The following is a 21,965-nucleotide window of genomic DNA, read 5'->3' as shown; positions in this document are numbered from 1 at the left end:
TCCGGGGTATGAAGGGTGGCGTGTCCAGCGTGCCCACCGATGCCGGGGCGGCCGTGCATGGCGCTCCGGTGCTGACGCACGAGCCGCCGCGCCGCCCGTTCCGCCGCACGGCGCGGGACATGGTGGCGCGGCTCTCGTCGAGCGCCATCGCGCTGAGGTGGCTGGTGCGGCTGCGCTGGCATGCGGCCGCCGGACAGGCCCTCACCATCGCGGTGGCCACGCGGGGCTTCGGGCTGGAGCTGCCGGTGATGCCGCTGCTGGCGCTGGTGGCGACGACGGCGGTGTCCAACCTCCTGCTCGCGCTGTGGCTGCGTCGCGCGCCCGCCGTGCGCCCCGGGATGCTGGCGGGGGTGCTCACGTTCGACCTGTTGCTGCTGACGGGGTTGCTGGCGCTGTCCGGCGGGCCGGCGAATCCCTTCAGCATGCTGTACCTCGTCCACGTGACGCTCGCCGCGCTCGTGCTGGGTCCGCGCTGGACGGTGCTCATCGGGCTGTTCGCCGTGCTGGGCCATGCGAGCCTCTTTGTGTTCCACGTCCCGCTGCCGGAAGTCACGGGCGTGCCCCGAGGCGGCACCCTGGCCTCGGTCCACGTGCTCGGCACGTGGATGGCATTCGTGCTCACGGCGCTGGTCATCGTCTTCGTGGTGGCCCGGGTGGCGTCGGCGCTGAAGGACCGGCAGGAGGCGGTGGTGCGGGCGCAGCAGTTCGCGGCGCGCGCGGAGAAGCTCGCGTCCCTGAGCACGCTGGCCGCGGGCGCGGCGCATGAGTTGGGGACGCCGCTGGGGACCATCGCCATCGCGGCGAACGAGCTGGAGTCCCTCATCCTGGAGGAGCCGCACGAGGCGCTGGAGGACGCGCGCCTCATCCGCGACGAGGTGGAGCGGTGCCGGGACATCCTGGAGCGCATGAGCGCGAGGGCGGGGCGCTCGCTCGGGGAGGTGCCGGAGCGGACCACGGCGGGAGCGGTGCTGGCGCGGCTGAAGGAGCAGCTCGGGGCGGCGGAGTTGGCTCGGCTGCACTTCGACGCAGGGCCGGAGGACCTGCTGCTCGTGTGTCCCGTGCGAGGGCTGGTGCAGGTGCTGGCGAACCTCGTGCGCAACGGGCTTCATGCGAGTGATGCCACGCAGGCCATCGTCACCGTGTCGGTGCGAGGGGACTCGGAGCGGCTGTGCTTCACGGTGGAGGACCAGGGCACGGGAGTTCCACGAGCGCTCCTGCCGCGCCTGGGCGAGCCGTTCTTCACGACGAAGCCGCCCGGGCAGGGCATGGGGCTGGGACTGTTCCTGAGCCAGACGTACGCGGAGCTGTGCGGAGGCCGGCTGGAGCTGGCCTCCGAGGAGGGGCGGGGGACGCGCGTGACGCTGGAGCTGCCCTGCCGGACGGAGGCCGCCCATGTCGCGGGATGAGGTGGCGCCCGCGGTGCTCGTCATCGATGACGACGAGCCCTATCGCGAGCGGTTGGTGCGCGCGTTTGGCCGGCATGGCTTCGCGGCGCACGGCGCGGCCAACGCGGCGGAGGCCGTTGAGCGGGCGCGGGAGCTGCGTCCCCAATACGCGGTCATCGACCTGCGTCTGCCCGACGGCTCCGGGCTGGAGTTGGTGCGCGAGCTGAAGGCGGCGAACGCGAGCGCCACGCTCGTGGTGCTCACCGGCTATGGCAGCATCGCGACTGCGGTGGAGGCCGTGAGGCGGGGCGCCACGCACTACCTCACGAAGCCGGCGGACGTGGATGACATCCTCCTGGCCTTCGCCGGGGCCACGTTGCCCGAGGGCGAGGCAGCGGCGAAGGAGCACCAGGTGCCCTCACTGGCGCGGGCGGAGTGGGAGCACATCCAGCGCGTGCTCGCGGACTGCGGGGGCAACATCTCCCAGGCCGCACGGCTCCTCCGCATCCAGCGTCGCAGCCTGCAGCGCAAGCTGGCCAAGCATCCCGTTCCGAAGTGAGCCAGAGCCCGATTCTCGTATCAGTTGAGTCCCGCCTCCAGCTCTGGCGTCGCGGGAAGGCCCTCACGCAGCGTGTCGAGGTGGAGCTCCGCCCCTTCGCCCAATCACTGGCGCGCCAGGGCCTCGAGCTGCTCGCCCTGGCGGACCGCATGCTTGCAGTCCTCGATGCACGTGAGCCCCCGGTCCCGGCCCCTGTCCGAGAGGAGATTGTGAAGGCTTTCCGCCTGCCTCGGGACGTCGTGGAGGAGGTCGCCGCGAAAGCGGGTTTGTGAGCAGGGGAGGCGGGTGCGTCATCAAGACGCACGAGCCATTCCGAGCGCGCCGTTAGGGTGGCGCATGTCGGGAGGCTGGATGTCGTCCACTCCGCGCGCGGGCGCGCTTCTTGGCCGCTGGCCACGCACATCGTCGACGAGCGGGGCCTCGCGCTCATCCAGCGGTGGATTGAATCCATGCCGCCCGCCCGGGCCGACAGGTGAACGACATGCTCTACGCGGCGGTGCTCTTCCTTCACTCGTGGCTGCGCTGGGGCGTGGTGGTGCTCGGCGTACTGACGCTCGGGACGTCGCTGACAGGCTGGCTGCGAGGCCGCGACTGGACGCGCGCTGACCGGCGCCTCCAGCTCGCGTTCGTCTCCGCCTTCGACCTCCAACTGCTGCTCGGGATGACGCTCTACTTCGCGCTCAGCCCGCTCACGCCCAGGTCGATGGACGCGCTGCGCGCCAACCTGTCCGTCTCCTTCCTCCGCTTCTTCAGCCTGGAGCACCCGGTGATGATGCTGCTCGCGCTCGTCGCCGCGCACGTGGCGTCCGCGCTGAGCCGCCGGGCGGATGACTCGCGGCGCAAGCACCGTGTGTGGGCGGTGGGGCTCATGGTGGCGCTGCTCTTCGTCGTGCTCGGAATCCCATGGCCCTGGCTCTCCACCGGCCGGCCCCTGTTCCGGGGCTTCTGAGCCCACCTTCTTCCCCCGCCACGAGGAGGCTCCACCCCATGCTCGATGTCCTCTGGATGTTGATGATGCTGCCCGACATGCCCGGTCCGAAGTCCGGGGCCCCCGGCCCGCGCACGTCGCGACCGCTGGAAGCAGGCGCGGAGCCCCAGCCGGAGGGACGGAGCCGCCGCTCGCCGTCCCGCCCGGCGAGCCTGAAGCCTCGGGACGTGTGACTGCCCGTGCCACGGAGTCTCGACAGATTCGTGACAGCGTCTCTGGAAGGGAGTGGGTGACCGTCCGCCCCTCGCCCGCACGGGCGCGAAGGGAGAGGACATGTCTGGACTGAAAGGCACCGCCATTGCCGCGCTGGCGGCGGGTCTCCTGCTTGCTCAAGGGTGTGAGCCGACCGAGCCCGAAGGACGCGACGAAGAGGGCCTGGCCAGGGAGACGATGGAGCTGGCGGGCGCGCAGAGCACCTCCTTCCAGGACGGCGTGCTGCCGACGTCGAGCTACGCGGGCACTCGCGACGCGATGATTGAAGAGGAGAGCCCCGACGCCAACCACGGCACGGACACCAGCCTCTCCGCGAGCGGCGACACGCCCGCGGGCAGCGGCAACGAGGACTACATCCTCCTGAAGTGGGACGTGTCGGCCATTCCGGCGACTGCGCTCATCCGCTCCGCCACGCTCACTCTCACCGTGTCCGACAAGGCGGACCAGACCTATGACTTCTACGAGGTGACCCGTGCGTGGACGGAGAGCCAGGTGACGTGGAAGCGCGCGGACAGCTCCCACGAGTGGGCCTCGAATGGCGCGGACGGCAGTGGAGACCGGAACACGGTGTCCCTCGGCTCCATCCGCGCCTCGGCGACGGGCACGTACACCGTGACGCTGAACGCGGCGGGCCTGGACGTGGTGCGCCGGTGGGTGACGACGCCCTCCAGCAACAACGGGCTCATCCTCGCCAACAAGGACAACGACAACCGCCTCGAGCTCCGCTCCAGCGAGTACTCCACCAAGAGCGCCCGTCCGAAGCTGACGGTGACGTGGGATGTGGCGAGCCCTGACGGAGGCACGGGAGGGCTCGACCCGGACCCGGGGACGTACAAGGGCACCTGTGACGGATCGGGCGGCGTGTGGATGGACTCGACGCGCTTCCTCAACTTCAACGACGAGTCGCAGACGGCGCGCATCTTCCCGCAGGGCCAGAGCGCGACGGCTGTGCAGAGCAAGGACCTGGGCAGTGCGCTGGGGCTTTCGTCCTCGGACGAGGCGGACTTCGAGGACGCCGCGCGCGTGGGCAACCGCGTCTACGTCACCACGTCGCACGCGCGGAACAAGGACGGCGAGCTCCAGCCCTCGCGCTACCGCTTCTTCGCCATCGACGTCGCGGGCACGGTGCCCTCCATGTCGCTCCAGGTGGCGGGCAGCACCTCCAACCTCCTGAAGGACATGCTGGACGTGGCCAACTGGCTCCAGCCGGACACCGCGGTCATCTCGCTGCTGAACGAACGCTCCCGGCTGTCGGAGTCCACGGTGCCGGACCTGGCGCCGAAGCTGAACGGCACCAACGTGGAGGGGCTCGCCGCGCTGCCGGGCGGAGGCCTCGTCATCGGCTTCCGCAATCCGCAGGTGGGGACGAACGCGCTGCTGGTGACGTTGACCAACCCGGACGCGGTGCTGACGGGCACGCGCGCGAAGTTCGGTCAGGCGATTCAGATGAACCTGGGCGGCGCTGGCATCCGCGGCCTGGCATGGTCGGACGCGCACCAGGCGGTGCTCATCCTCAGCGGCCCGCGCGACGAGAGCCCGGGGCCCTATGCGCTGTGGAAGTGGAGCGGTGTCGCGGGCAGCGCGCCGGTGAAGGTCGTGGACCTGGCCGCGCCGTCGGAGTCCGCGCCCGAGGCGGTGATTCCGTACCCGGACACGAAGGACGTGCAGCTTCTCTTCGACATGGGCGCGCACCTCGTGAGCGGCACGCAGTGCAAGGACGTGTCGGCTTCGAGCCAGTCCTTCACCGACGTGGTGCTGCGCGTGGATTGATGCAGAACGGCGGGCCTCCGTCCCTGGTCGGAGGCCCGCCGCATACGCGCTGCGACTACGGCACTACTGCGCCGTGCCCTTGGCCAGCTCGGCCACGTAGGCAGCGGCAATCTTGGTGAACTTCAGCGCGTGGGTGGCGGTGCCGCCCGAGCGCGCCAGCGTGTCGTTCGCCGTGTGGATGTACGGGTTGTCGCTGTTCAGCGGCGCCTCGAAGGGGATGGAGGCGGCGTAGCCCTGGTTGTACCAGGACGCGTGGTCCGAGCACGCGTAGCCGCACGACGAGTTGGCCTGCGGAATCTTCACGTACGTGGTGATGAGGTTGCGCACGAAGGTGTTCTGCGCGGCGTTCGTGTAGTCGGTGATGATGACGACGTCCGTGGTCGTCGAGCCCTTGTAGTTCGTCATGTCGAGCTGGAGCACGCCCACCACGTTGATGCCGTTCGTCTTGTGGTACGCGGCAATCTCCTTGGAGCCGCGCAGGCCCACCTCTTCCGCCGCGTAGGCCATGAACTTCACCGTGCGCTGCGGCTTGTAGTTGCGCGCCATGGCCACCCGGATGACCTCTGTGAAGGACGCCACGCCCGACGCGTCATCGTCCGCGCCCGGCGCGGTGCTGCCCGACTGGTTGATGGAGTCCAGGTGCCCGCCCACCACCACCACCTCGTTGGGCAGCGTGGTGCCGCGGATGGTGAAGATGACGGACGGCTGCGCCCAGCTCGCGTGCCGGAACAGCTCCACCGTGACGTCGGTGCGGGTGGCCGGTACGAAGCTCTTCCACTTCGACAGGAGCCAGTTGGACGCGTCCACACTGGTCTGCGACGTGTAGTAGCGCGTCGTGTAGCTCGACAGCGAGGTGATGGTGCTGCGCACGTTGGCCTCCGTCACGGAGCCCAACAGCGCATTCACCGTGGTGGCGTTGTCCAGCGTGTACGTGACGAGGCTCTGCGGCGCCAGCGCGGGCGCGGGCTCCAGCGAGGCCAGGGCCTCCTCGCGCGTCTCCGAGGTGATGAACCCCCCGCACTTGTGGAAGCGCTCGTGCATCAGCGTCGCCAGCCGCGACAGCTGCGACTCGCGCACGCTGAACACGGCGGCATGCTCCTTCGAGGCGACGGCGGTGGGCTCCTCCCAGCCCAGGCTCTTGAAGGACTCGCGCATCGACGCGACGGTCTCCGTGCCCAGGGTGACCCACAGCTCACGGTCCTTCGTTGCGGCCTTGTTCTGCTCGGCGAAAACCGGGGTCGAGCTCAGAAGCAGGAGGGAAACGGGAATGAAACGCTTCATGGGTACAGCTCCTCTTTGCGGGGGACGGGGCCCGCTCCACGGGGCCCCCTTACGGCGGGCGGCATCCTCCTTTTCAGAAAAACCAGGAATAAACTGAATTCTTGATTGTGTCGAGAACTGGACAGAAGGGCACGACCCGTGGGCGGCGGACGTGGAGCGCACGGATGGCGTCTGCTGGCCAGCCCTCCGAGGGCATGCCACGCGCGCTGCTTGCCGCCGCCCCACGCGTCTCCACGTTGAGTTCATGGACCCGAGGGACCTCTCTTCTCGCCTTCCGGCGGACGGGAGGGGAGCCAGGTTGCGCTCGCCGCGCTGGCAGTTGGTGGCGGTGACTCTCGGGCTGGGGCTCGCCGTCACGGCTGGGCTGATGGCCTTCGACCGGTTCGCCCGCGCCAGCCTGGAGCGAGAAGCCCTGCTCGAGCAGGCGAGCCGCGCCGAGCAGCTCTCCTCCCAGCTCCAGGGCCGCCTGGACACCGCGGAGCAGTTGACGCGCACCGTGGCGACCCTGGCCGCTCCATTGCGCGAACGTTCCGAGGTGGAGGCCCTCGTCCGAGGCACGCTGGCGTCGGCCCTGCCCGAGTCCATCTACGGCATCGGTGTGTGGTTCACCCCGTACGCACTGGAGCCGGACCAGCGCTGGGTGGGGACGTATGTCCACCGGCGGCTCGACGAGCCGGAGCGCCTCGTCCTCACCTACGAGTGGTCCACGCCGGCCTACGACTACCTCCACCGGGACTGGTACCAGCAGGGCCTCCAGGCGAGGGACAACCCCTTCCTCTCCGAGCCCTACTTCGACGTGGACCTCGTCTACTCCTCCCTGCTCATGGCCTTCGAGGGAACGGATGGGACCGCGCGAGGCGTCGTCTCGGTGGACGTCGTCCTTCCCCAACTGGTGGCGCTGGTGGCGCGGATGAACACCACGCCCCACGAGACGTTCTACGTCGTCACCCGCGCTGGCAGGCTCCTCGCCCACCCGCGTGAGGCCGAGCTCGTGGCGTGGGCGAAAGCGCGCGGCAGGCCGGGCGCGTCGGCCCCGGTGCCGGAGCTGACGCTCGCCGACCTGCGCGCATACGAGCAGGAGCACCGTCTGGTGGACCGCCTGCACATCCAGGCCGCGCCGGTGCCCGAGGCGGGGTGGACGGTCTACGTGTCCTCGGACCGGGACTGGCTTTTCGCCAACTCCCGCCGCCTGCATGCCACCCTCCAGGCGGTGGGGCTCACCCTCTGGCTGGCCCTGCTCGCGGGCATGGTGGCCGGCATGCGCACCCTGCGCGTGCGGACGTTGTCCCGGGAGCTCGCGGCACGCGAGCGCGAGCGCGAGGCGCTGGAGCGCAACGAACGAATGCTGCGCGACGTGCTGGAGACGTCCATGGACGGCGTGGCCTCGGTGGACGCCGAGGGGCGGCTGGTGACGTGGAACACCAGCGCGGAGCGCATCTTCGGTTGGCGCCGCGAGGACATCCTCGGCCGGCCGGCGCTGGACGTCCTGTGCCCGCCCGAGGACCGCGACGAGCGCTGCCGTCAGCTCCAGCGCATCATCGACACGGGCCCGTCCGTCATCCCCGCCTGCCGTCTGGAGTCGCTCGCGGTGCGCAGGAATGGAGACGTGTTTCCGGTGGAGTTGAGCCTTTCCACGGTGTCCACCGACGGGGCGCGCCGCGTCTTCGGCTTCTTCTCGGACGTGACGGAGCGCCGGAGGGCGGAGGAGGAGCGTCAGCGGCTGCTCGTGCGGCAGCAGGAGCTGCTGTCCGAGCTGCGGCGCCGCTCCGCCGAGCTGCACGCCATCCTCGACCACATGATTGAGGGCGTCTTCGTGGCGGACTCGGACGGCCAGCTCTCCTTCGTGAACCGGGCGGGCCTGCGGATGCATGGCGGACGCACCGTGGCGGATGTGGAGCGCGGCACAACCTTCCTGACGATGGACGGCGCCCCTATGGAGCACCACGAGCTGCCGCTCTTCCGGGCCCTGCGCGGCGAGGTGGTGCGCGACTTCGACCTCCGCGTCCTGCTGCCTGTCGGCGAGCGCATGCTGCGCACGAACGCGGCCCCCATCCCCGACGAGCAGGGCCGGGTGGTCGCGGCGGTGGTCGTCCTCCACGACATCACCGAGTCGGTGGAGTTCGACCGGCTCAAGGACGAGTTCGTGCGCATGGCGGCCCACGAGCTGAAGACGCCGGTGACGGTGATGAAGTCCTTCGCCCAGGTGGCGCTCCGGACGGACGCGGGGCGTGACCCGATGCTGGGCCGGGTCCTGGAAGGCATCGACCGGGGCGCCAACCGCATCGACCAGGTGGTGCGCACGTTGCTGGACGTGTCCCAGCTCCACCTGCGGCGCATGCGGTTGGCGAAGGAGTCCCTCGACCTGCGCACGCTGGTGGAGGACACGGCGCGTCGCATGGCCGAGACCCACCCGGAGCACCCCGTCCACGTGCGCGTGGACGGCGACGCGGACGTACCGGTGTGGGGAGACCCGGCCCGGTTGGAGCAGGTGTTCGTGGCGCTGCTCGACAACGCCATGCGCTACTCCCCACCGTTGGCGCCGGTGGACGTGACGCTCTCCACGCAGGGGGACCTGGCGCGGGTGTCCATCCGCGACGAGGGCATCGGCATCCCCGAGGACAAGCAGCCGCGGCTCTTCAATCGCTTCTACCGGCCGCACGCGGGCACGGTGCATGACCGGGGCGGCCTGGGCGTGGGGCTCTACATCGCGCGGGAAATCATCCAGCAGCACGGCGGCCAGCTCACGCTGGAGAGCCGGGAGGGGGAGGGCACCACCGTCCACATCGACCTGCCGCTGCGCGCCGCGCGGGCCGGAACGGAGGTGGCGCCCTTCCCGCCGGAGCAGGAGGGGGCCTCCGCATGAAGGGCGCGCACGCGCTCGTGCAAACCCTTGGACATGACGCGCTGCTGTCCGCTGTCTCGCACTCCACGTCCGTCCCACCGGAGCACACGTCGCACGTGCCGTAGGGTGCGCTGTGGGCCGGGCGCTCGCGCCCCTGCTCGCTGACGGGGCGGGAGGGACCCGTGGCTGGGGTGTCTTTGTCCCGCCTCCATGGTTGTGAAGGGGAGCGCTAGAGTCCACCTGTCTTCACGACGGGCACCGGGGGCCGCCGAATGGGAATGGGAAGAGCTCAGGGGAACGCGCTGGATGAGTACAACGCGCTCCGCGAGAAGCAGAAGTCACAGCCGCTGAGCCCGGAGCAGGAGCAGCGCCTGGAGCTGCTGCGGGACGTCCTGCTGGAGCTGGGCGCGCTGCCCGCCGAGGGCAGCCCGATGCCTCCCCGGCCGGTGCGCGCGGACGCGGTGCTGGAGCTGTCGTTCGCCACGCACGCGGACGTGGTGCGCGCGTACACGAAGAACATCGGGGCGGGCGGCCTCGCCATCAAGACGTCCCGCGTGCTGCCGGTGGGCAGCACCCTGGAGCTGCGCATCCGCCTGCCGGACGCACCCCAGCCGCTGCTCGCGCAGGGCCAGGTGGCGTGGGCCCGCGAGGAGGAGATGGGCGTGGCCTTCACCCAGCTCCCGCCGGACGCGGAGCGCCGGCTGAAGGATTTGCTCGCGGCGGACGCGAAGCTGCTCAACCGCGTGCGCAGCGTGCTGAAGTCGGACGTCATCGAGCTCTTGAAGACGGACGTGCGCGAGCTGGGCAAGGGCCCCACGCCCCAGGCCGCGCAGGCGCAGGAGGTGGACACCCGGCCCGTGGTGCTGGTGCGGCTGTTGGACGCGAAGTTGATGAAGCTCGTCACGGAGCTGTTCACCCAGCAGAACCTGCGCGTCATCACCGAGCCCGCGGCTGACAAGCCCACGCCCATCATCGTCGTCGACACGGGCACCGCCCTCGACGTGCTCCGGGCCGCCGCCCGTCCCGGGACGCGCATCGTCATGGTGAACGTGAGCGGCCCGGACTCGCTGGTGGGCCGGCTGACGAACCTCAACCCCGCTGCCTACGTGAAGAGCCCGGCCACCGCGGCCACGGTGTACCAGGCCGTGAGCAAGCTGCTCGGGGCGCGCTGAGCCGGACGGTGGCGGCCCGCGCACGCCGGCCGTGTGCCCGGCCCGTGAGCGGGCGGGCTTCGTGCATTCCTACGCCCGGGCCGGTGCCGCCTCTGTCATAGAGTGGCCCTTGGGGCCCGCACGCGGCGTCACGTGCGCGGCGGGGCCCCGTTATGGGACTTCGGAGGGCGCAACGCTCATGGACTGCGACTGGCTCATCATCGGCTCGGGATTCGGCGGAAGCGTCAGCGCGCTGCGGCTCACCGAGAAGGGCTACCGCGTGGTGATGCTGGAGAAGGGCCGGCGGCTGCGCGGACCGGACTTTCCCAAGACGAACTGGGACCTGAAGCGCTGGTTGTGGATGCCGCTGCTCGGCTGGCGGGGCCTGTTCAAGATGACGTTCTTCCGCCACGTCACGGTGCTGTCCGGCGTGGGCGTGGGCGGCGGCTCGCTCGTCTACGCCAACACGCTGCCCATCCCGAAGGACGACTTCTTCCAGTCTCCCTCGTGGGGCCACCTCGCCTCTTGGAAGGAGGAGCTGGCTCCGCACTACGCCACCGCGCGGCGGATGCTCGGCGCCACCGTCAACCCGCTCAACACCTTCCCGGACAAGGTGCTGAAGGAGGTGGGCGAGGACATTGGCCGCCCCGACTTCCAGCCCACCACCGTGGCCGTCTACTTCGGCGAGCCCGGCGTCACCGTGAAGGACCCGTACTTCAACGGTGAGGGCCCGGAACGCACCGGCTGCATCTCCTGCGGCGGCTGCATGCTCGGCTGCCGGCACGACTCCAAGAACACGCTCGACAAGAACTACCTCCACCTCGCGGAGAAGCGCGGCCTCACGCTGCACGCGGACACGGAAGTCACCTGGGTGCGCCCGCTGCCGGAGGGCGGCTACGAGGTGACGGCGCTGCGCGGCGACCGGCGCTTCTTCCGAGAGAAGGTTCGCTTCACCGCGCGCAACGTCATCTTCGCCGGCGGAGTGCTGGGGACGATGGATTTGCTCCTCGAGCTGAAGGAGCACCCGGACGGGCTGCCGCGCCTGTCAGACCGGCTGGGGGACGGCGTGCGCACCAACTCCGAGGCGCTCATCGGCGTCGTCAGCGGCCGCAAGGACCAGGACTTGTCCAAGGGCATCGCCATCGGCTCCATCCTGCACACGGACGCGCGCTCGCATCTGGAGCCGGTGCGCTACTCGGAGGGCTCGGGCTTCTTCCGCCTGCTGATGGCGCCGCAGGTGCCCGGGGCCACGATGTTCGCCCGGCTGGCGCGCCTGGTCGGCATCCTCGTGCGCCACCCGGTGCGCTTCCTCAAGGCGTGGTTCGTCCCGGACTTCGCGCGCCGGACGATGATTCTCCTCTACATGCGCACCCTGGAAGGCCACCTGCGCATGCGGCGCGGGCGCGGCCTGTCGACGGCGCTGCGCAAGGGCGTGAGGACGGGGCTCCAGGCGGGGCCCGCGCCGACGTCCAACATGCCGGAGGCCTTCGATTTGGCGAAGCGCGTGTCCGACAAGCTGGACGGCTACCCGATGACGATGGTGAGCGAGACGCTGCTGGGTATTCCGACCACCGCGCACATCCTCGGCGGCTGCTGCATGGGGGACTCGCCGCAGACGGGCGTCATCGACGCTCGGCACCGCGTCTTCGGGTACGACGGGCTCTACGTGGTGGACGGCTCGGCCATCTCCGCCAACCCGGGCGTGAATCCCTCGCTCACGATTACCGCGCTGGCCGAGCGGGCGATGACGTTCATCCCCGTGGCGAAGGAGCGCCCGCGAGGGGAGACGGAAGCGATGGTGGAGCCCGCGGCAGGTACCGCGGGCCCCATTGCCGCCGGGGCCCGCTGAGGGACTACAGGCGGACCTGGAGCTCGTAGCGGCGGTTCTTGGCCTTCTTGGCCGCCGTGTCGTCCGGCTTCACCAGCGGCTTCTCGGAGCCGAGGCCCACCGCGATGATTTCGCCGCGGGGCACGCCGCGCGACACCAGCTCCTTGACGATGGTCTCCGCGCGCTGCTCGCTGAGCTTCTTGTTCTTCGCCGCGTCACCGGACGAGTCGGTGTGGCCGGAGACCTCGAACTTGTAGCTCTTCACCCCGGCGCCATCGAGCTGCTTCTTGGCGTCGATGAGGGCGGAGGTGAGCTTCTTCAGCTTGGCGTCGCAGCCGGGCTCCAGCTCGGCGGTGCCCGTCTTGAAGCTGCACTGGTTCTTGCGGCCTTCGTCCATCAGCTTGGTGTTGACGCGCTTCTCGACGGCGCCCTTGCCGGCGTCGCTCGCGCTCTTCTTGATGGTGTCGAACGGGCTCTGCGCGGAGGCCACTCCAGGGAGGGCCAGCAGCGACACGGCGAGGCTCAGGGCCTTGAGCTTCATGAGAAGGACTCCTCGGTAGGAAAGGGTGGAACGGCGCGCAAGGCTGCCCATGCGCCCCCGCCACGTCCAGCACGGAGATGTTCCCGGAGCGGGGAGCGCGGGGCCCGCTCGCCGGGACGGAGGGCGGCGGCTGTCGCCTGCCCGCCCGGGAAAACTTGCCTCGGCGCGGGTCCGGAGCACCATGGGCCGCGTCTTCCAGCACAGCGAGGCAGCCGTGGGCAGCAGCAGTCGAACGGAGAGATGGCGGCAGCTCCTCTCGCCGCACCGGGTGGGCTCACCCCCGGCGAAGGCCGGCGCGGAGAAGGCCGCGCCCCCACAGGACGAGCGGCTCCTCCCGGACGAGCGCACCGACTACGACCGGGACTATGACCGCATCGTCTTCTCCAGCGAGTTCCGCTGCCTCCACGACAAGACGCAGGTCTTCCCCCTGTCGTCGAGCGACTACACACGCACGCGGTTGACCCACAGCATCGAGGCGTCCTGCGTGGGGCGCTCGCTGGGGCAGCTGGCCGGGCGTCACCTGTCGCGCGAGCAGGGCGTGGAGGTGGAGCCGTCGCACCTGGGCACCATCGTCGCGGCGGCGTGCCTGGCGCACGACATCGGCAACCCGCCCTTCGGCCACTCGGGCGAGGCGGCGATTCAGCACTGGGTGGAGCAGCGACTGCCGGCTCCGGAGTCGGGACGCCCGAGCCCCTTCGGCAAGCCGGCCGAGTGGAAGGACCTGCAGAGCTTCGAGGGCAACGCGCAGGGGCTGCGCATCCTCACTCGGCTCCAGTCGCGCGAGCGGAAGGGTGGCCTGCGCTACACGGCGGCGACGCTGGGGGCGATGAGCAAGTACCCGCGGCCCTCGGTGCTCGCGGAAGGGCGCGCGCCGGTGAAGGGGCGGGTGTCGGAGAAGAAGTTCGGTTACTTCCAGGACGACGAGGCGCTGGCGGTGGAGGCCTACCGTGCGCTGGGGCTGAAGGAGCGCGAGCCCGGCGTCTTCTCGCGACACCCGCTGGCCTTCCTCGTCGAGGCGGCGGACGACATCTGCTACGCCGTGATTGATTTGGAGGACTCGGCGAAGCTGGGGCTGATTCCGATGTTGCGGGCCTGCGAGCTGCTGGAGCAGGTGCTGCCGCCTCCTCCGTCGGACAAGCCGCAGCGTCCGCCCCCCGCGCACCTGGAGACGCGCATGGCGCAGGCACGGGCCCGGGCCATCGGCCTGTTGATTCCGGCGTGCGTGAAGGTGTTCCTGGCGCACGCGGAGGAGATGGAGCGGGGCGAGTGGGAGACGCCGCTGGTGTCGGCGGACAAGGACGTGCGCGAGCAGCTGGACGAAATCAAGCGCATCACCCGCCGCCTGGGCTACGAGAGCGAGCGGGTGCTCCAGATTGAGAGCGCGGGCTTCAAGACGCTGGGTGGCCTCCTGGACATGTTCGCGTCGGCGGTGGTGACGGACCAGCCGAACCGCGAGGAGCGCAAGCTGCGGCAGCTCCTGCCCATGGAGTCCTTCCAGCGGCCGGAGTTCGCGCAGGTGGACCAGGAGAAGCCGCCCGAGCGCGATGAGGCGATCAAGCGGCTGTCGAAGTACCAGCGCCTGCTGTGCGTGACGGACTACATCTCCGGCATGACGGATGGCTTCGCGGTGGAGCTCTTCCAGCGCCTGTCCGGCATCAAGCTGCCCACGTAGCCGCCACGTCGTTGCAACAGTATCCAGCCGTGTGAAAATGTATTAATGTCGACGGTCGAGAAGACGGTGCGTCCCGCCCGGCCGTGGACGTGGCGTGCCCTTCCGCGAACGACAACAACACGGTGAGGACGACATGAGGCCGTTCTGGAAGGCGGGCGCCATCCTGGCGCTCACGGCAGTGGTGTGCGTGGGCTGTGGCACGGACGAGGATGCGCCGGCGCTCGATGACGGGGCGCGGGGGCTCGCCGTGGACCCGAATGCGCCCTACGTCAAGCAGTGCACCAGCGTGCCCTGCCTGCCGAACCTGGCGCGCTCGGCGACCGTCACCGTTTCCAGCACCACGGGAAGCGTCACCGGAGTCGACCCGCGCTGGACGAAGGAGCGCGCGGTGGACGGCAACCGCGACTCGGTGGAGACGTCCTTCGGCTGGTCCTCCATGCCCAGCTCCACGGAGTCCGCCAACGAGTGGATTCGCCTCGACTTCGGCACCGCGCGCCCATTCAACGAGCTGCAGCTGCACGCGCGCAACGACGCCACGTCCGGCACCGAGGAGGGTGACGGCTTCCCGCGCGACTTCGTCGTCGAAAGCTCCCAGGACGCGGTGAGCTGGACGCCCCTGCTCACCCAGGTGGGCTACGTCCTCAACGAGGACGAGGCGCAAATCTTCGCCCTGCCTCGCGTCACCGCGCGCTACCTGCGCGTGCGGGCCACGCGGCTCGACCACGTGGGCGTCGCGTACTACTTCCAGTTGGCCGAGCTGGAGGTCTACGACAACCCCGGCATGGTCACCTTCACCTTCTCCAACGGCGAGCAGGCGGAGCTGTCGCTCGACGACGGCGACGTCGTGACGGGCGAGGACCTCTACGTCGCGGACACCAATGAGCTGGACAGCCTGTTCGTGGAGTACCAGGCCTGGCTCAACGCGACGGGCACCGTGAGCGACACCTCGGAGGACGGGCGGGTGAGCGGCTTCGCCTACGCCATCAATGCCCACCAACAATGCAAGTTCTACCAGGTGGGCTGCTGGAGGCGCGCGCTGAGGGACCCGCGCTGGCCGGGCCGGGTGGTGTTCTACGAATTCAACCGCAGGGTCAGCTCGAGCCGGCGGCAGGCCATCCGCGACATCATCGCGGACTGGAATCAGCGCTCGTCCGTGACGTGGATTGAAGGTAGCGCGCCGGACAAGGTTCGCATCAAGGTGCGCAACCTCAAGGACGCCTGTGGCCTGTCGGCCGTCGGGCGCGTGGGTGGCAAGCAGAAGCTGCGCATCGACCCGGACTGCTTCGACGGGCGGCTGTTCCGCACCGTGCAGCACGAGATGGGGCACATCATCGGCTTCAACCACGAGCACCAGCGCTGCGACCGGGACACGTACATCTCCGTCCCCTCGAGTGACCGGAACAACCGCAAGGAGTGCAAGGCCAAGTACACGGCCCTGGGGCCCTACGACTACAGCTCGGTGATGCACTACACGCGGTCCACGGCGAAGACGCCCCGGGCGCTCGGAAGCGTGGGCAACCCGAACAGCCCGGGCGGTCCGTGGCTGGGGTGCCATGACCGGCTGGGTATCAACAAGCTCTATGAGGTCGCCGGAGGCCCGGTGCCGGGCTCTCCCAGCGCCTTCGTCTGCAACACCGCCCGCACGGCCACCCTCACCGCGTCGAGCACGACGGGCAACAGCAGCACCGAGCCGGACGGGCGCTGGACGCCGGTGCGCGTCGCGGACGGCCAGCGCAGCTCCATCACCACCAGCTACGGCTGGTCGAGCATGTCGTCCTCGAACCCGGCAACCCCCCAGTGGATTCGCTTCCAGTTCACCGACGCGGCCGGCTCCTCCGGCCCGCCCTGGGTGCACCGCGTGGACATCTACCCGCGCAACGACGCCACCTACAACACGACGGTGGGAGACGGCTTCCCCGAGGACTTCACCATCTCCCTCTCCCAGGACGGGGTGACGTGGACGCCCGTCATCCAGCGCACGGCCCATCCGAAGCCCACGAGCGTCCAGACGTTCGAGTTCACCGCGCAGCCGGCCCGCTTCCTCCAGATTCAGGCGACGAAGATGCGGGCCGTCAGCGGCAGCTACTACTTCCAGGTGGCGGAGATTGAAGTCTTCTGAGGACTCGCGGCGCCGGGACACTGTGGGGCATCAGCCCTGGCTGAACATCGCGGTGTATCGGCGCTGCATCTCCTCGGGGCTCAGGTGCTCCACCTCGTGGCCGAGGCTCCACTCGTGGCCGAAGGGGTCCCTGATGGAGCCGCTGCGCTCGCCGTAGAAGTGGTTCTGCGGCGGGCGGACGAGGGTGGCGCCCGCGGTGACGGCCCGGTCGATGAGCGCATCGGCGTTGTCCACGTGGAGGTGGAGGGTGACGGACGCGCCGCCCACGCTCTGCGGGCCGAGGATGCCGTACTCGGGGAACTCCTCGGAGAGCATCAGCACGCCCTTGCCGAGCTCGAGCTCGCAGTGGCCGATTCGCCCGTTCGGCTCGACGAGGCGGAAATTCTCCTTCGCGCCAAAGGCCTCGACGTAGAACGCAATCGCCCGGTCGGCGCCCTTCACTCGGATGTACGCAAACAGCTCGTGGATGGCCATGGCTGAATCCCTGTCGATGGCGTGAGCCCCGGTGTGGAACCCACGCCGCGCCTTGTGCCCCGCCGGGGCGGTTCACGTCTTGAACGTTTTTGACCTTCCCACCGGGCCGGTGGACGGCACCGGCACGTGGTTGGGGTTCCGGGGACGCAGGGCGCGGTACTGTCCCGGCGAGAGCCCGGTGAACTCGATGAAGTCGCGGTGGAGGTGCGGCTGGTCGGAGTAGCCCGCGTCCAGCGCCAGCTCACTCCACGGTTGCTCCGAGCAGGCGGCGAGCCGTGTGAGCACATCCTGGAAGCGCAGCAGCCGCGTGTAGACCTTGGGTGTCAGGCCCACGGCCTCGCGGAAGAGGACGATGAAGCGCCGGTGGCTGTAGCCCGCGGCCTCCACCACGTCCGTCACGTCCTGACCCGCGGAGAACCGCTGGAGCGCCAGCCCCACGGCGGGGTGCACGGTGCCGCGCGTGCCCTGGAGCCGCGCAAGCAGCCATTGCTCCACGAGCGCGAGGCGTGCGGGCAGTGAGCGCTCCGCCCGCAATCGCTCGCGCATCTCGGCCACGACATTGCCCCAGACATCCTCCAGCGCCGTATGCCGTTCCGCCAGCGTATGTGCCGGCACCCCGAGCAGCAGGGGGGCGGCGCCGGGGTGGAACTGGACGCCCACGGAGGAAACGGGCTGCGAGACTTCACGGACGTAGTACGAGGCTCGGGCTCCGCCGACGATGGTCCGCCCCACGCTCCGGGGCCCGCCGCCTTCGAGGAGGCGCAGGGGACTGTCCGACAGCCGGAAGACGAGGTGCATGGCCCCGGTCGGCAGGACCCGCTCGAGCCCTCCCTCCGCGACGGCGTCCGTCCCCTCCGAGGCCCACAGCATCCGGACGAGCGGCTGGAGCGGAGGGCAGGGCGCGCGCGCGTGCATCATGGGTCCACGCGAGTGTAGCGGGAAACCGTGCGCCACATCACCCGCTCGAGTGTCAGTGTTTCGAAGAGGCAACCACGACTCGCACCTGGGAGGAGCACGTGTCATCTCGCTCGGACTTCGAAGTGTCGTCGCCGCATGGATTCCGCCGCGTCGTCTATGCACTGGGGGTGTTGCTGCTGAGTGCCTGCGGCGGCTCCGAGTCGGGCCCACAGGCGCTCACCCCGGAAGCTCCCGGTGTCGCGCGCGCGGCGCTGGCCACGACTGTCACCGTCGACACCGCGTCGAACGCGGGCGCCGTCAACCCGTTCTCCTGGGCCGTGGGCGCACCGGACAAGTACGTGGGCCACTGGCCCGGCAACGCGGCCCTCGAGCAGCGCATCCGCGACGCGAAGGTGAAGCTCGTCCGCGTCGGTGTCACGCAGTGGGGCCTGTACAACGGGCAGGACGTCTACCCGGCCCACGACACGTGGAACTGGACCACCATCGACGCGCTGCTGAACACCATCTGGGACGCCGGGGCCGAGCCGCTCATCGTCGTGTGCGGCTTCCCCGGAGGCGTCAACAAGACGCTCGACGTGGACAAGGTCATCACCTCCGCGGACTGGGCCGAGTACGGCACCTTCATGGCGGGCCTCGTGCAGCGCTACAACGTCGACCAGGCGTTGGGGGCCACGAAGCGCGTCCGGTACTTCGAGATGTGGAACGAGTCCACCAACGAGTGGGACGGAAAGTTCGCGTCGATGGCGGACTACAACACCTTCTTCACCACCGTCGCCTCGGCCATGCGCGGCAAGGATTCGACGCTCAAGCTCATCGGTCCGGCGGACTCGCACTCGGGAGATTTGGACAAGGGGCCCACCGAGAGCTGGCTGTCCAACGCGGCGAAGAACCTGGAAGCGAACCTGGACATCCTCAGTTGGCACAACTACGGCCCCCAGGCCAGCGACGCCGCGACGGATGCCTGGCGGATGGCCTGGACGCCGCCGAACTACCGGGATGACGTCATCAAGGTGAAGAACGGGGGCCTCAACGGCGTGCTCACCGGCCCCTCGGGCAAGAAGTTCGGCGCCGCCATTACCGAGTACAACATCGCGCAGGGGGACTCCGCGGCCTTCAATGCGAAGTACCACAGCGAGGTCAACGCGACGTGGATGGCCAGCGCCATCATCAACGCGATGAAGGCCAACATCGACATCTTCGCCTTCTACAACCTCGCCGAGGCCGGACAGAACCACCTGGGCCTGCTGAACACGACGGACTTCGCGCCCTTCAAGCCGTACTTCACGCTGTTCCTCTTCGGCAACTACACGGGCGACCAGAAGCTGACCACCACGGGCGGAACGGCGAACCTCGAGGCCTTCGCCAGCCGGGCCACGGCGACGGGGAGGACGTTCGTCACCGTGGTGAACAAGGACACGGCGGGCAACGCGTATGACGTCACCGTCTCGCTCGCCGGAATCAGCAGCGTCACGGGCACGGTGAATGTGCGCACCGTCAACGCGGCGACGACGGCGAACCCCACCGCGTACACGACGGTTCCGTACGCGGGCTCCGCGTTCACCTACACCGTGCCGCCGTACACCGTCGTCTCGTTCGAGGTCATCCCCGCGAGCGGCGGCGGGAGCGTGCTCTTCCAGTCCGGCTTCGAGAGCACCGACACCCAGCCCACCTGGCTGGACACGATTGAAGCCAGCCAGAACGTCACGGCCCAGACGTGGGCGACGAAGGTGGAGTGCTCGCCGCGCCAGGAGTCGCCGCACACGGGCCTTGCCACGCTCATGTACTCGGGCAAGGACACCAGCGCGACGGTGTCCTACGCGAATGCCCGCGTCTTCGACGTGAACATCCCCGTCACCAGCGCCACGAAGCTGAGCTATTGGATATTCCCGCAGCAGGACAACGGCCGGTACGTCGCGGTGGACTTCGTGTGCACGGACGGCTCGACGCTCCGGGACAGCGGCGCCACGGACTTCAACGGCTTCAGCATGCACGCCAACGCGGGCCACGGCGGGGCGATTCCGCTGAACACCTGGACGCGGATTCGCAGCAACGTGGGCCAGTGGCTGAGTGGGAAGACGATTGACCGCATCCTCGTGAGCTACGACCGGCCCGCCAGCACGGGGGACTACCGGGGCTACATCGACGACGTCGTCATCACCGACGGCACGCTGCCGTAGTTCCCCGTTCGCCGCGCTCCCTCTATGCTCGTTCCGTGACGTGGATGCACCGGGACGGCCAGGGAGGGCTCGCGGACGCGTGGAGGGCTCCGCCCGGCCGCTGGCCCCGGTTGGGACGGGGCCGTCCTCCGCCGCAAGGCCGGGCCTGGCGGAGCGTGGTGGCGCAGGCGCGCGTCGCGCGCGTGCTCGAACAGCCGCGCAGGGTGTTGTGCGTGGCGAGGTCGGCCGCCGCGCCCCTCATCGTCACCGAGGACGACGAGGGGCGGCGCTACCTCCAGTTCGGCTGGCTGGGGGCCTCGCAGAGCGTGGTGTGGCCGGGCTTTCCCCTGCGGCTGGAGTCGGACTACACGCGGGCCATGGTGGCGGCGCTGGCCTTCGTGCCCGAGCTCCGGCGCATCCTCGTGGTGGGGCTCGGAGGCGGCGCCCTGCCGATGTTCCTCCACGCGGTGTTGCCCCAGGCGCAGGTCGACGTGGCGGAGCTCCACGCGGAGGTGCTGGACGTAGCGCGGCGCCACTTCGGCTTCCGGGAGGACGCGTCGCTGCGGGTCCATGTGGCGGATGCGCGGCACGTCATCGCGGCGCCCGGGCCGGCGTATGACGCCATCCTGCTGGACGCCTATGGCCCGCGGGGAATCCCTCCACCGCTGGCCACGCGCGAGTTCCTCCAGGCGGCCCGGGCCCGGCTGTCACCGGGCGGTGTGGTGGTGGGCAACGTGCTGCGCTCCCTGGGCCGGTGGAACTCGGCCATGGCGCGCACGTGGGAGCAGAGCTTCGCGCAGCTCTACGCGCACACCGTGGAGGAGTCAGCCAACCAGGTGCTCGTCGGGCTGCCGGACGTGGCGAAGCGCTCTCGGGCGGAGCTGAACGCGCGCGCGGACAGGCTCACGAAGGAGTGGGGCATCCCCTTCAACCTGAGGACGCGGCTGGCCCGCCGGTACCAGGGAGGCCTTCAGCTCGTGCACGCCGCCGGGCACGCCTGAGCCACGCATGGCGGGGCACCCGTACTGATGCTCACCGTGCAATGCGGGAGACGGACAGTGGCCCTCCGACACGCGGCTGCTCGACGCGCTTGCGAGTGGCCGGGAAATGAAGCACGAGGGGCCGGCCGTGATTGTCCGTCCCCGTCCAGGTGCCCTCCGTCTGCTGTTCGTCGTGCGTGGCACCATCCTGCCCCGCGTGCTGCCGCACGTGCTGTTCATCGCGGGGCTCTCCTGCCTCGTCGTCTGGACGCACCAGCGTGGCCACCTGCGGCTGCCCGTCACCTCGCCCGCGCCGCTGTCCCTGCTGGGCATCGCGCTGTCCATCTTCCTCGGGTTCCGGAACAACGCCTGCTACGACCGCTGGTGGGAGGCCCGGAAGCAGCTGGGCGCGCTGCTCATCGAGCTGCGTGCGCTCTCCCATGCGGCCATCGCGCTGCTGGATGACGGGCGCACCGAGCTGTCCGTCGTGGGGCGCGAGGCGGCGCGGCGGCTCGTGCACCGCAACATCGCCTTCACGCACGCGCTCGCCGCGCACCTGCGGGGGCACGACGCCAGCGAGGACATCGCCCGCTATGTCTCGGAGTCCGAGCGCTCGCGAGTGCTGGCCAGCGGGAACCGGCCCAACGCCCTGCTGCGCGAGCAGGAACTGGAGCTGGCCACGCTGCGCCGGGAGGGGCGGCTCACCGACATCACCTGGGGCGCGCTGAACGCGCGGGTGCACGGGTTGATGAGCGTGTTCACCGCCTGCGAGCGCATCCGAAACACCCCGGTGCCATTCGCATACACCGTGCTGCTCCACCGCACCGCGTACCTCTTCTGTCTGTTGTTGCCCTTCGGCCTCGCCGAGGCGATGGGCTGGTTCTCGCCGGTGCTCGCGGCCATGATTGCCTATACCTTCTTCGGCCTGGACTTGCTGAGCGACGAGCTGGAGGAACCCTTCGGGGATGCGCCGAATGATTTGCCCGTGCTCGCGCTCGCCCGCACCGGGGAGATCAACTTGCTGGAGGCCCTGGGCGAGCCGCAGCCTGAACCGCTGCGCCCCCGGGATTTCATCCTCAAGTAGGTGC

At 69.7% G+C, this 21,965-nt stretch carries 17 protein-coding genes; 13 read left to right on the top strand and 4 right to left on the bottom strand.

What is annotated here, in order from left to right; genetic code table 11:
• Positions 1-20: 20 nt before the first annotated feature.
• The 5 genes from ACVTJA_RS37550 (at position 21) to ACVTJA_RS37530 (ending at position 4,915) form a co-directional block, all read left to right on the top strand.
• A complete protein-coding gene (locus ACVTJA_RS37550) occupies positions 21-1,406 on the top strand; it encodes an ATP-binding protein (RefSeq protein WP_465827400.1) in 1,386 nt (461 codons plus the stop codon).
• The gene (locus ACVTJA_RS37545; RefSeq protein WP_465827396.1) at positions 1,393-1,944 is read left to right on the top strand and encodes a response regulator transcription factor; all 552 of its coding nucleotides are present in this window, start codon (positions 1,393-1,395) and stop codon (positions 1,942-1,944) included. Before ACVTJA_RS37550 ends, ACVTJA_RS37545 begins: the two co-directional genes overlap by 14 nt.
• A gap of 481 nt (positions 1,945-2,425) precedes the next feature.
• A complete protein-coding gene (locus ACVTJA_RS37540) occupies positions 2,426-2,893 on the top strand; it encodes a hypothetical protein (RefSeq protein WP_465827394.1) in 468 nt (155 codons plus the stop codon).
• Positions 2,894-2,931: 38 nt separating this feature from the next.
• A complete protein-coding gene (locus tag ACVTJA_RS37535; protein WP_465827392.1) occupies positions 2,932-3,105 on the top strand; it encodes a hypothetical protein in 174 nt (57 codons plus the stop codon).
• Positions 3,106-3,205: 100 nt separating this feature from the next.
• Positions 3,206-4,915 (top strand): DUF3616 domain-containing protein, encoded by a 1,710-nt coding sequence (locus ACVTJA_RS37530; protein WP_465827390.1) that lies wholly within the window; start codon positions 3,206-3,208, stop codon positions 4,913-4,915.
• A 63-nt stretch (positions 4,916-4,978) separates the two neighbouring features.
• On the opposite strand, the gene ACVTJA_RS37525 is transcribed toward ACVTJA_RS37530, so the two are convergent.
• A complete protein-coding gene (locus tag ACVTJA_RS37525) occupies positions 4,979-6,196 on the bottom strand; it encodes a M20/M25/M40 family metallo-hydrolase (RefSeq protein WP_465827386.1) in 1,218 nt (405 codons plus the stop codon).
• Between the two features lie 298 nt (positions 6,197-6,494).
• Here ACVTJA_RS37525 and ACVTJA_RS37520 point away from each other — a divergent pair, with 298 nt between their 5' ends.
• The 3 genes from ACVTJA_RS37520 (at position 6,495) to ACVTJA_RS37510 (ending at position 12,038) form a co-directional block, all read left to right on the top strand.
• The gene (locus ACVTJA_RS37520; protein ID WP_465827384.1) at positions 6,495-9,059 is read left to right on the top strand and encodes a PAS domain S-box protein; all 2,565 of its coding nucleotides are present in this window, start codon (positions 6,495-6,497) and stop codon (positions 9,057-9,059) included.
• 251 nt (positions 9,060-9,310) lie between these two features.
• Entirely contained in the window at positions 9,311-10,210 is a 900-nt protein-coding gene (locus ACVTJA_RS37515) for a PilZ domain-containing protein (protein ID WP_465827382.1), read from the top strand.
• Between the two features lie 178 nt (positions 10,211-10,388).
• Positions 10,389-12,038 (top strand): GMC oxidoreductase, encoded by a 1,650-nt coding sequence (locus ACVTJA_RS37510; RefSeq protein WP_465827379.1) that lies wholly within the window; start codon positions 10,389-10,391, stop codon positions 12,036-12,038.
• Positions 12,039-12,042: 4 nt separating this feature from the next.
• On the opposite strand, the gene ACVTJA_RS37505 is transcribed toward ACVTJA_RS37510, so the two are convergent.
• Positions 12,043-12,558 carry an OmpA family protein gene (locus ACVTJA_RS37505; RefSeq protein WP_465827376.1) on the bottom strand — a complete coding sequence of 172 codons (516 nt, stop codon included), beginning with the start codon at positions 12,556-12,558 and terminating at the stop codon, positions 12,043-12,045.
• Positions 12,559-12,739: 181 nt separating this feature from the next.
• Between ACVTJA_RS37505 and dgt the strand changes: the two genes are divergently transcribed.
• Positions 12,740-14,230 carry a dGTP triphosphohydrolase gene (gene dgt, locus ACVTJA_RS37500; protein ID WP_465827374.1) on the top strand — a complete coding sequence of 497 codons (1,491 nt, stop codon included), beginning with the start codon at positions 12,740-12,742 and terminating at the stop codon, positions 14,228-14,230.
• A gap of 133 nt (positions 14,231-14,363) precedes the next feature.
• On the top strand, positions 14,364-16,349 hold the full coding sequence (locus ACVTJA_RS37495) for a M12 family metallopeptidase (RefSeq protein WP_465827371.1): 1,986 nt from the start codon (positions 14,364-14,366) through the stop codon (positions 16,347-16,349).
• 30 nt (positions 16,350-16,379) lie between these two features.
• On the opposite strand, the gene ACVTJA_RS37490 is transcribed toward ACVTJA_RS37495, so the two are convergent.
• Both ACVTJA_RS37490 and ACVTJA_RS37485 read right to left on the bottom strand, forming a co-directional pair.
• Positions 16,380-16,823 carry a VOC family protein gene (locus tag ACVTJA_RS37490; protein ID WP_465827367.1) on the bottom strand — a complete coding sequence of 148 codons (444 nt, stop codon included), beginning with the start codon at positions 16,821-16,823 and terminating at the stop codon, positions 16,380-16,382.
• Between the two features lie 72 nt (positions 16,824-16,895).
• Positions 16,896-17,741, bottom strand: coding sequence for a DUF6597 domain-containing transcriptional factor (locus ACVTJA_RS37485; protein WP_465827365.1), 846 nt, complete (start codon positions 17,739-17,741; stop codon positions 16,896-16,898).
• A 98-nt stretch (positions 17,742-17,839) separates the two neighbouring features.
• Between ACVTJA_RS37485 and ACVTJA_RS37480 the strand changes: the two genes are divergently transcribed.
• The 3 genes from ACVTJA_RS37480 to ACVTJA_RS37470 all read left to right on the top strand — a co-directional run bounded on the left by ACVTJA_RS37480 (position 17,840) and on the right by ACVTJA_RS37470 (position 21,961).
• Positions 17,840-19,918, top strand: coding sequence for a GH39 family glycosyl hydrolase (locus ACVTJA_RS37480; RefSeq protein ID WP_465827362.1), 2,079 nt, complete (start codon positions 17,840-17,842; stop codon positions 19,916-19,918).
• Positions 19,919-19,962: 44 nt separating this feature from the next.
• A complete protein-coding gene (locus ACVTJA_RS37475; protein WP_465840620.1) occupies positions 19,963-20,898 on the top strand; it encodes a spermidine synthase in 936 nt (311 codons plus the stop codon).
• A 127-nt stretch (positions 20,899-21,025) separates the two neighbouring features.
• Entirely contained in the window at positions 21,026-21,961 is a 936-nt protein-coding gene (locus ACVTJA_RS37470; protein ID WP_465827360.1) for a bestrophin family protein, read from the top strand.
• Positions 21,962-21,965 lie beyond the last annotated feature (4 nt).

The sequence above is a fragment of the Pyxidicoccus sp. M6 genome, assembly GCF_055568925.1.
Note: the sequence above shows the minus strand (reverse complement) of the source record. Positions and strands in the feature narration are given on the sequence as shown.

Excerpts from the sequence above, each read along its gene's own strand:
- ACVTJA_RS37545 (WP_465827396.1), top strand. The coding sequence starts at position 1,393 with ATGTCGCGGGATGAGGTGGCGCCCGCGGTGCTCGTCATCGATGACGAC.
- ACVTJA_RS37540 (WP_465827394.1), top strand. The coding sequence starts at position 2,426 with ATGCTCTACGCGGCGGTGCTCTTCCTTCACTCGTGGCTGCGCTGGGGC.
- ACVTJA_RS37535 (WP_465827392.1), top strand. The coding sequence starts at position 2,932 with ATGCTCGATGTCCTCTGGATGTTGATGATGCTGCCCGACATGCCCGGT.
- ACVTJA_RS37530 (WP_465827390.1), top strand. The coding sequence starts at position 3,206 with ATGTCTGGACTGAAAGGCACCGCCATTGCCGCGCTGGCGGCGGGTCTC.
- ACVTJA_RS37525 (WP_465827386.1), bottom strand. The coding sequence starts at position 6,196 with ATGAAGCGTTTCATTCCCGTTTCCCTCCTGCTTCTGAGCTCGACCCCG.
- ACVTJA_RS37515 (WP_465827382.1), top strand. The coding sequence starts at position 9,311 with ATGGGAATGGGAAGAGCTCAGGGGAACGCGCTGGATGAGTACAACGCG.
- ACVTJA_RS37510 (WP_465827379.1), top strand. The coding sequence starts at position 10,389 with ATGGACTGCGACTGGCTCATCATCGGCTCGGGATTCGGCGGAAGCGTC.
- ACVTJA_RS37505 (WP_465827376.1), bottom strand. The coding sequence starts at position 12,558 with ATGAAGCTCAAGGCCCTGAGCCTCGCCGTGTCGCTGCTGGCCCTCCCT.
- dgt (WP_465827374.1), top strand. The coding sequence starts at position 12,740 with ATGGGCCGCGTCTTCCAGCACAGCGAGGCAGCCGTGGGCAGCAGCAGT.
- ACVTJA_RS37495 (WP_465827371.1), top strand. The coding sequence starts at position 14,364 with ATGAGGCCGTTCTGGAAGGCGGGCGCCATCCTGGCGCTCACGGCAGTG.
- ACVTJA_RS37490 (WP_465827367.1), bottom strand. The coding sequence starts at position 16,823 with ATGGCCATCCACGAGCTGTTTGCGTACATCCGAGTGAAGGGCGCCGAC.
- ACVTJA_RS37485 (WP_465827365.1), bottom strand. The coding sequence starts at position 17,741 with ATGATGCACGCGCGCGCGCCCTGCCCTCCGCTCCAGCCGCTCGTCCGG.
- ACVTJA_RS37475 (WP_465840620.1), top strand. The coding sequence starts at position 19,963 with ATGCACCGGGACGGCCAGGGAGGGCTCGCGGACGCGTGGAGGGCTCCG.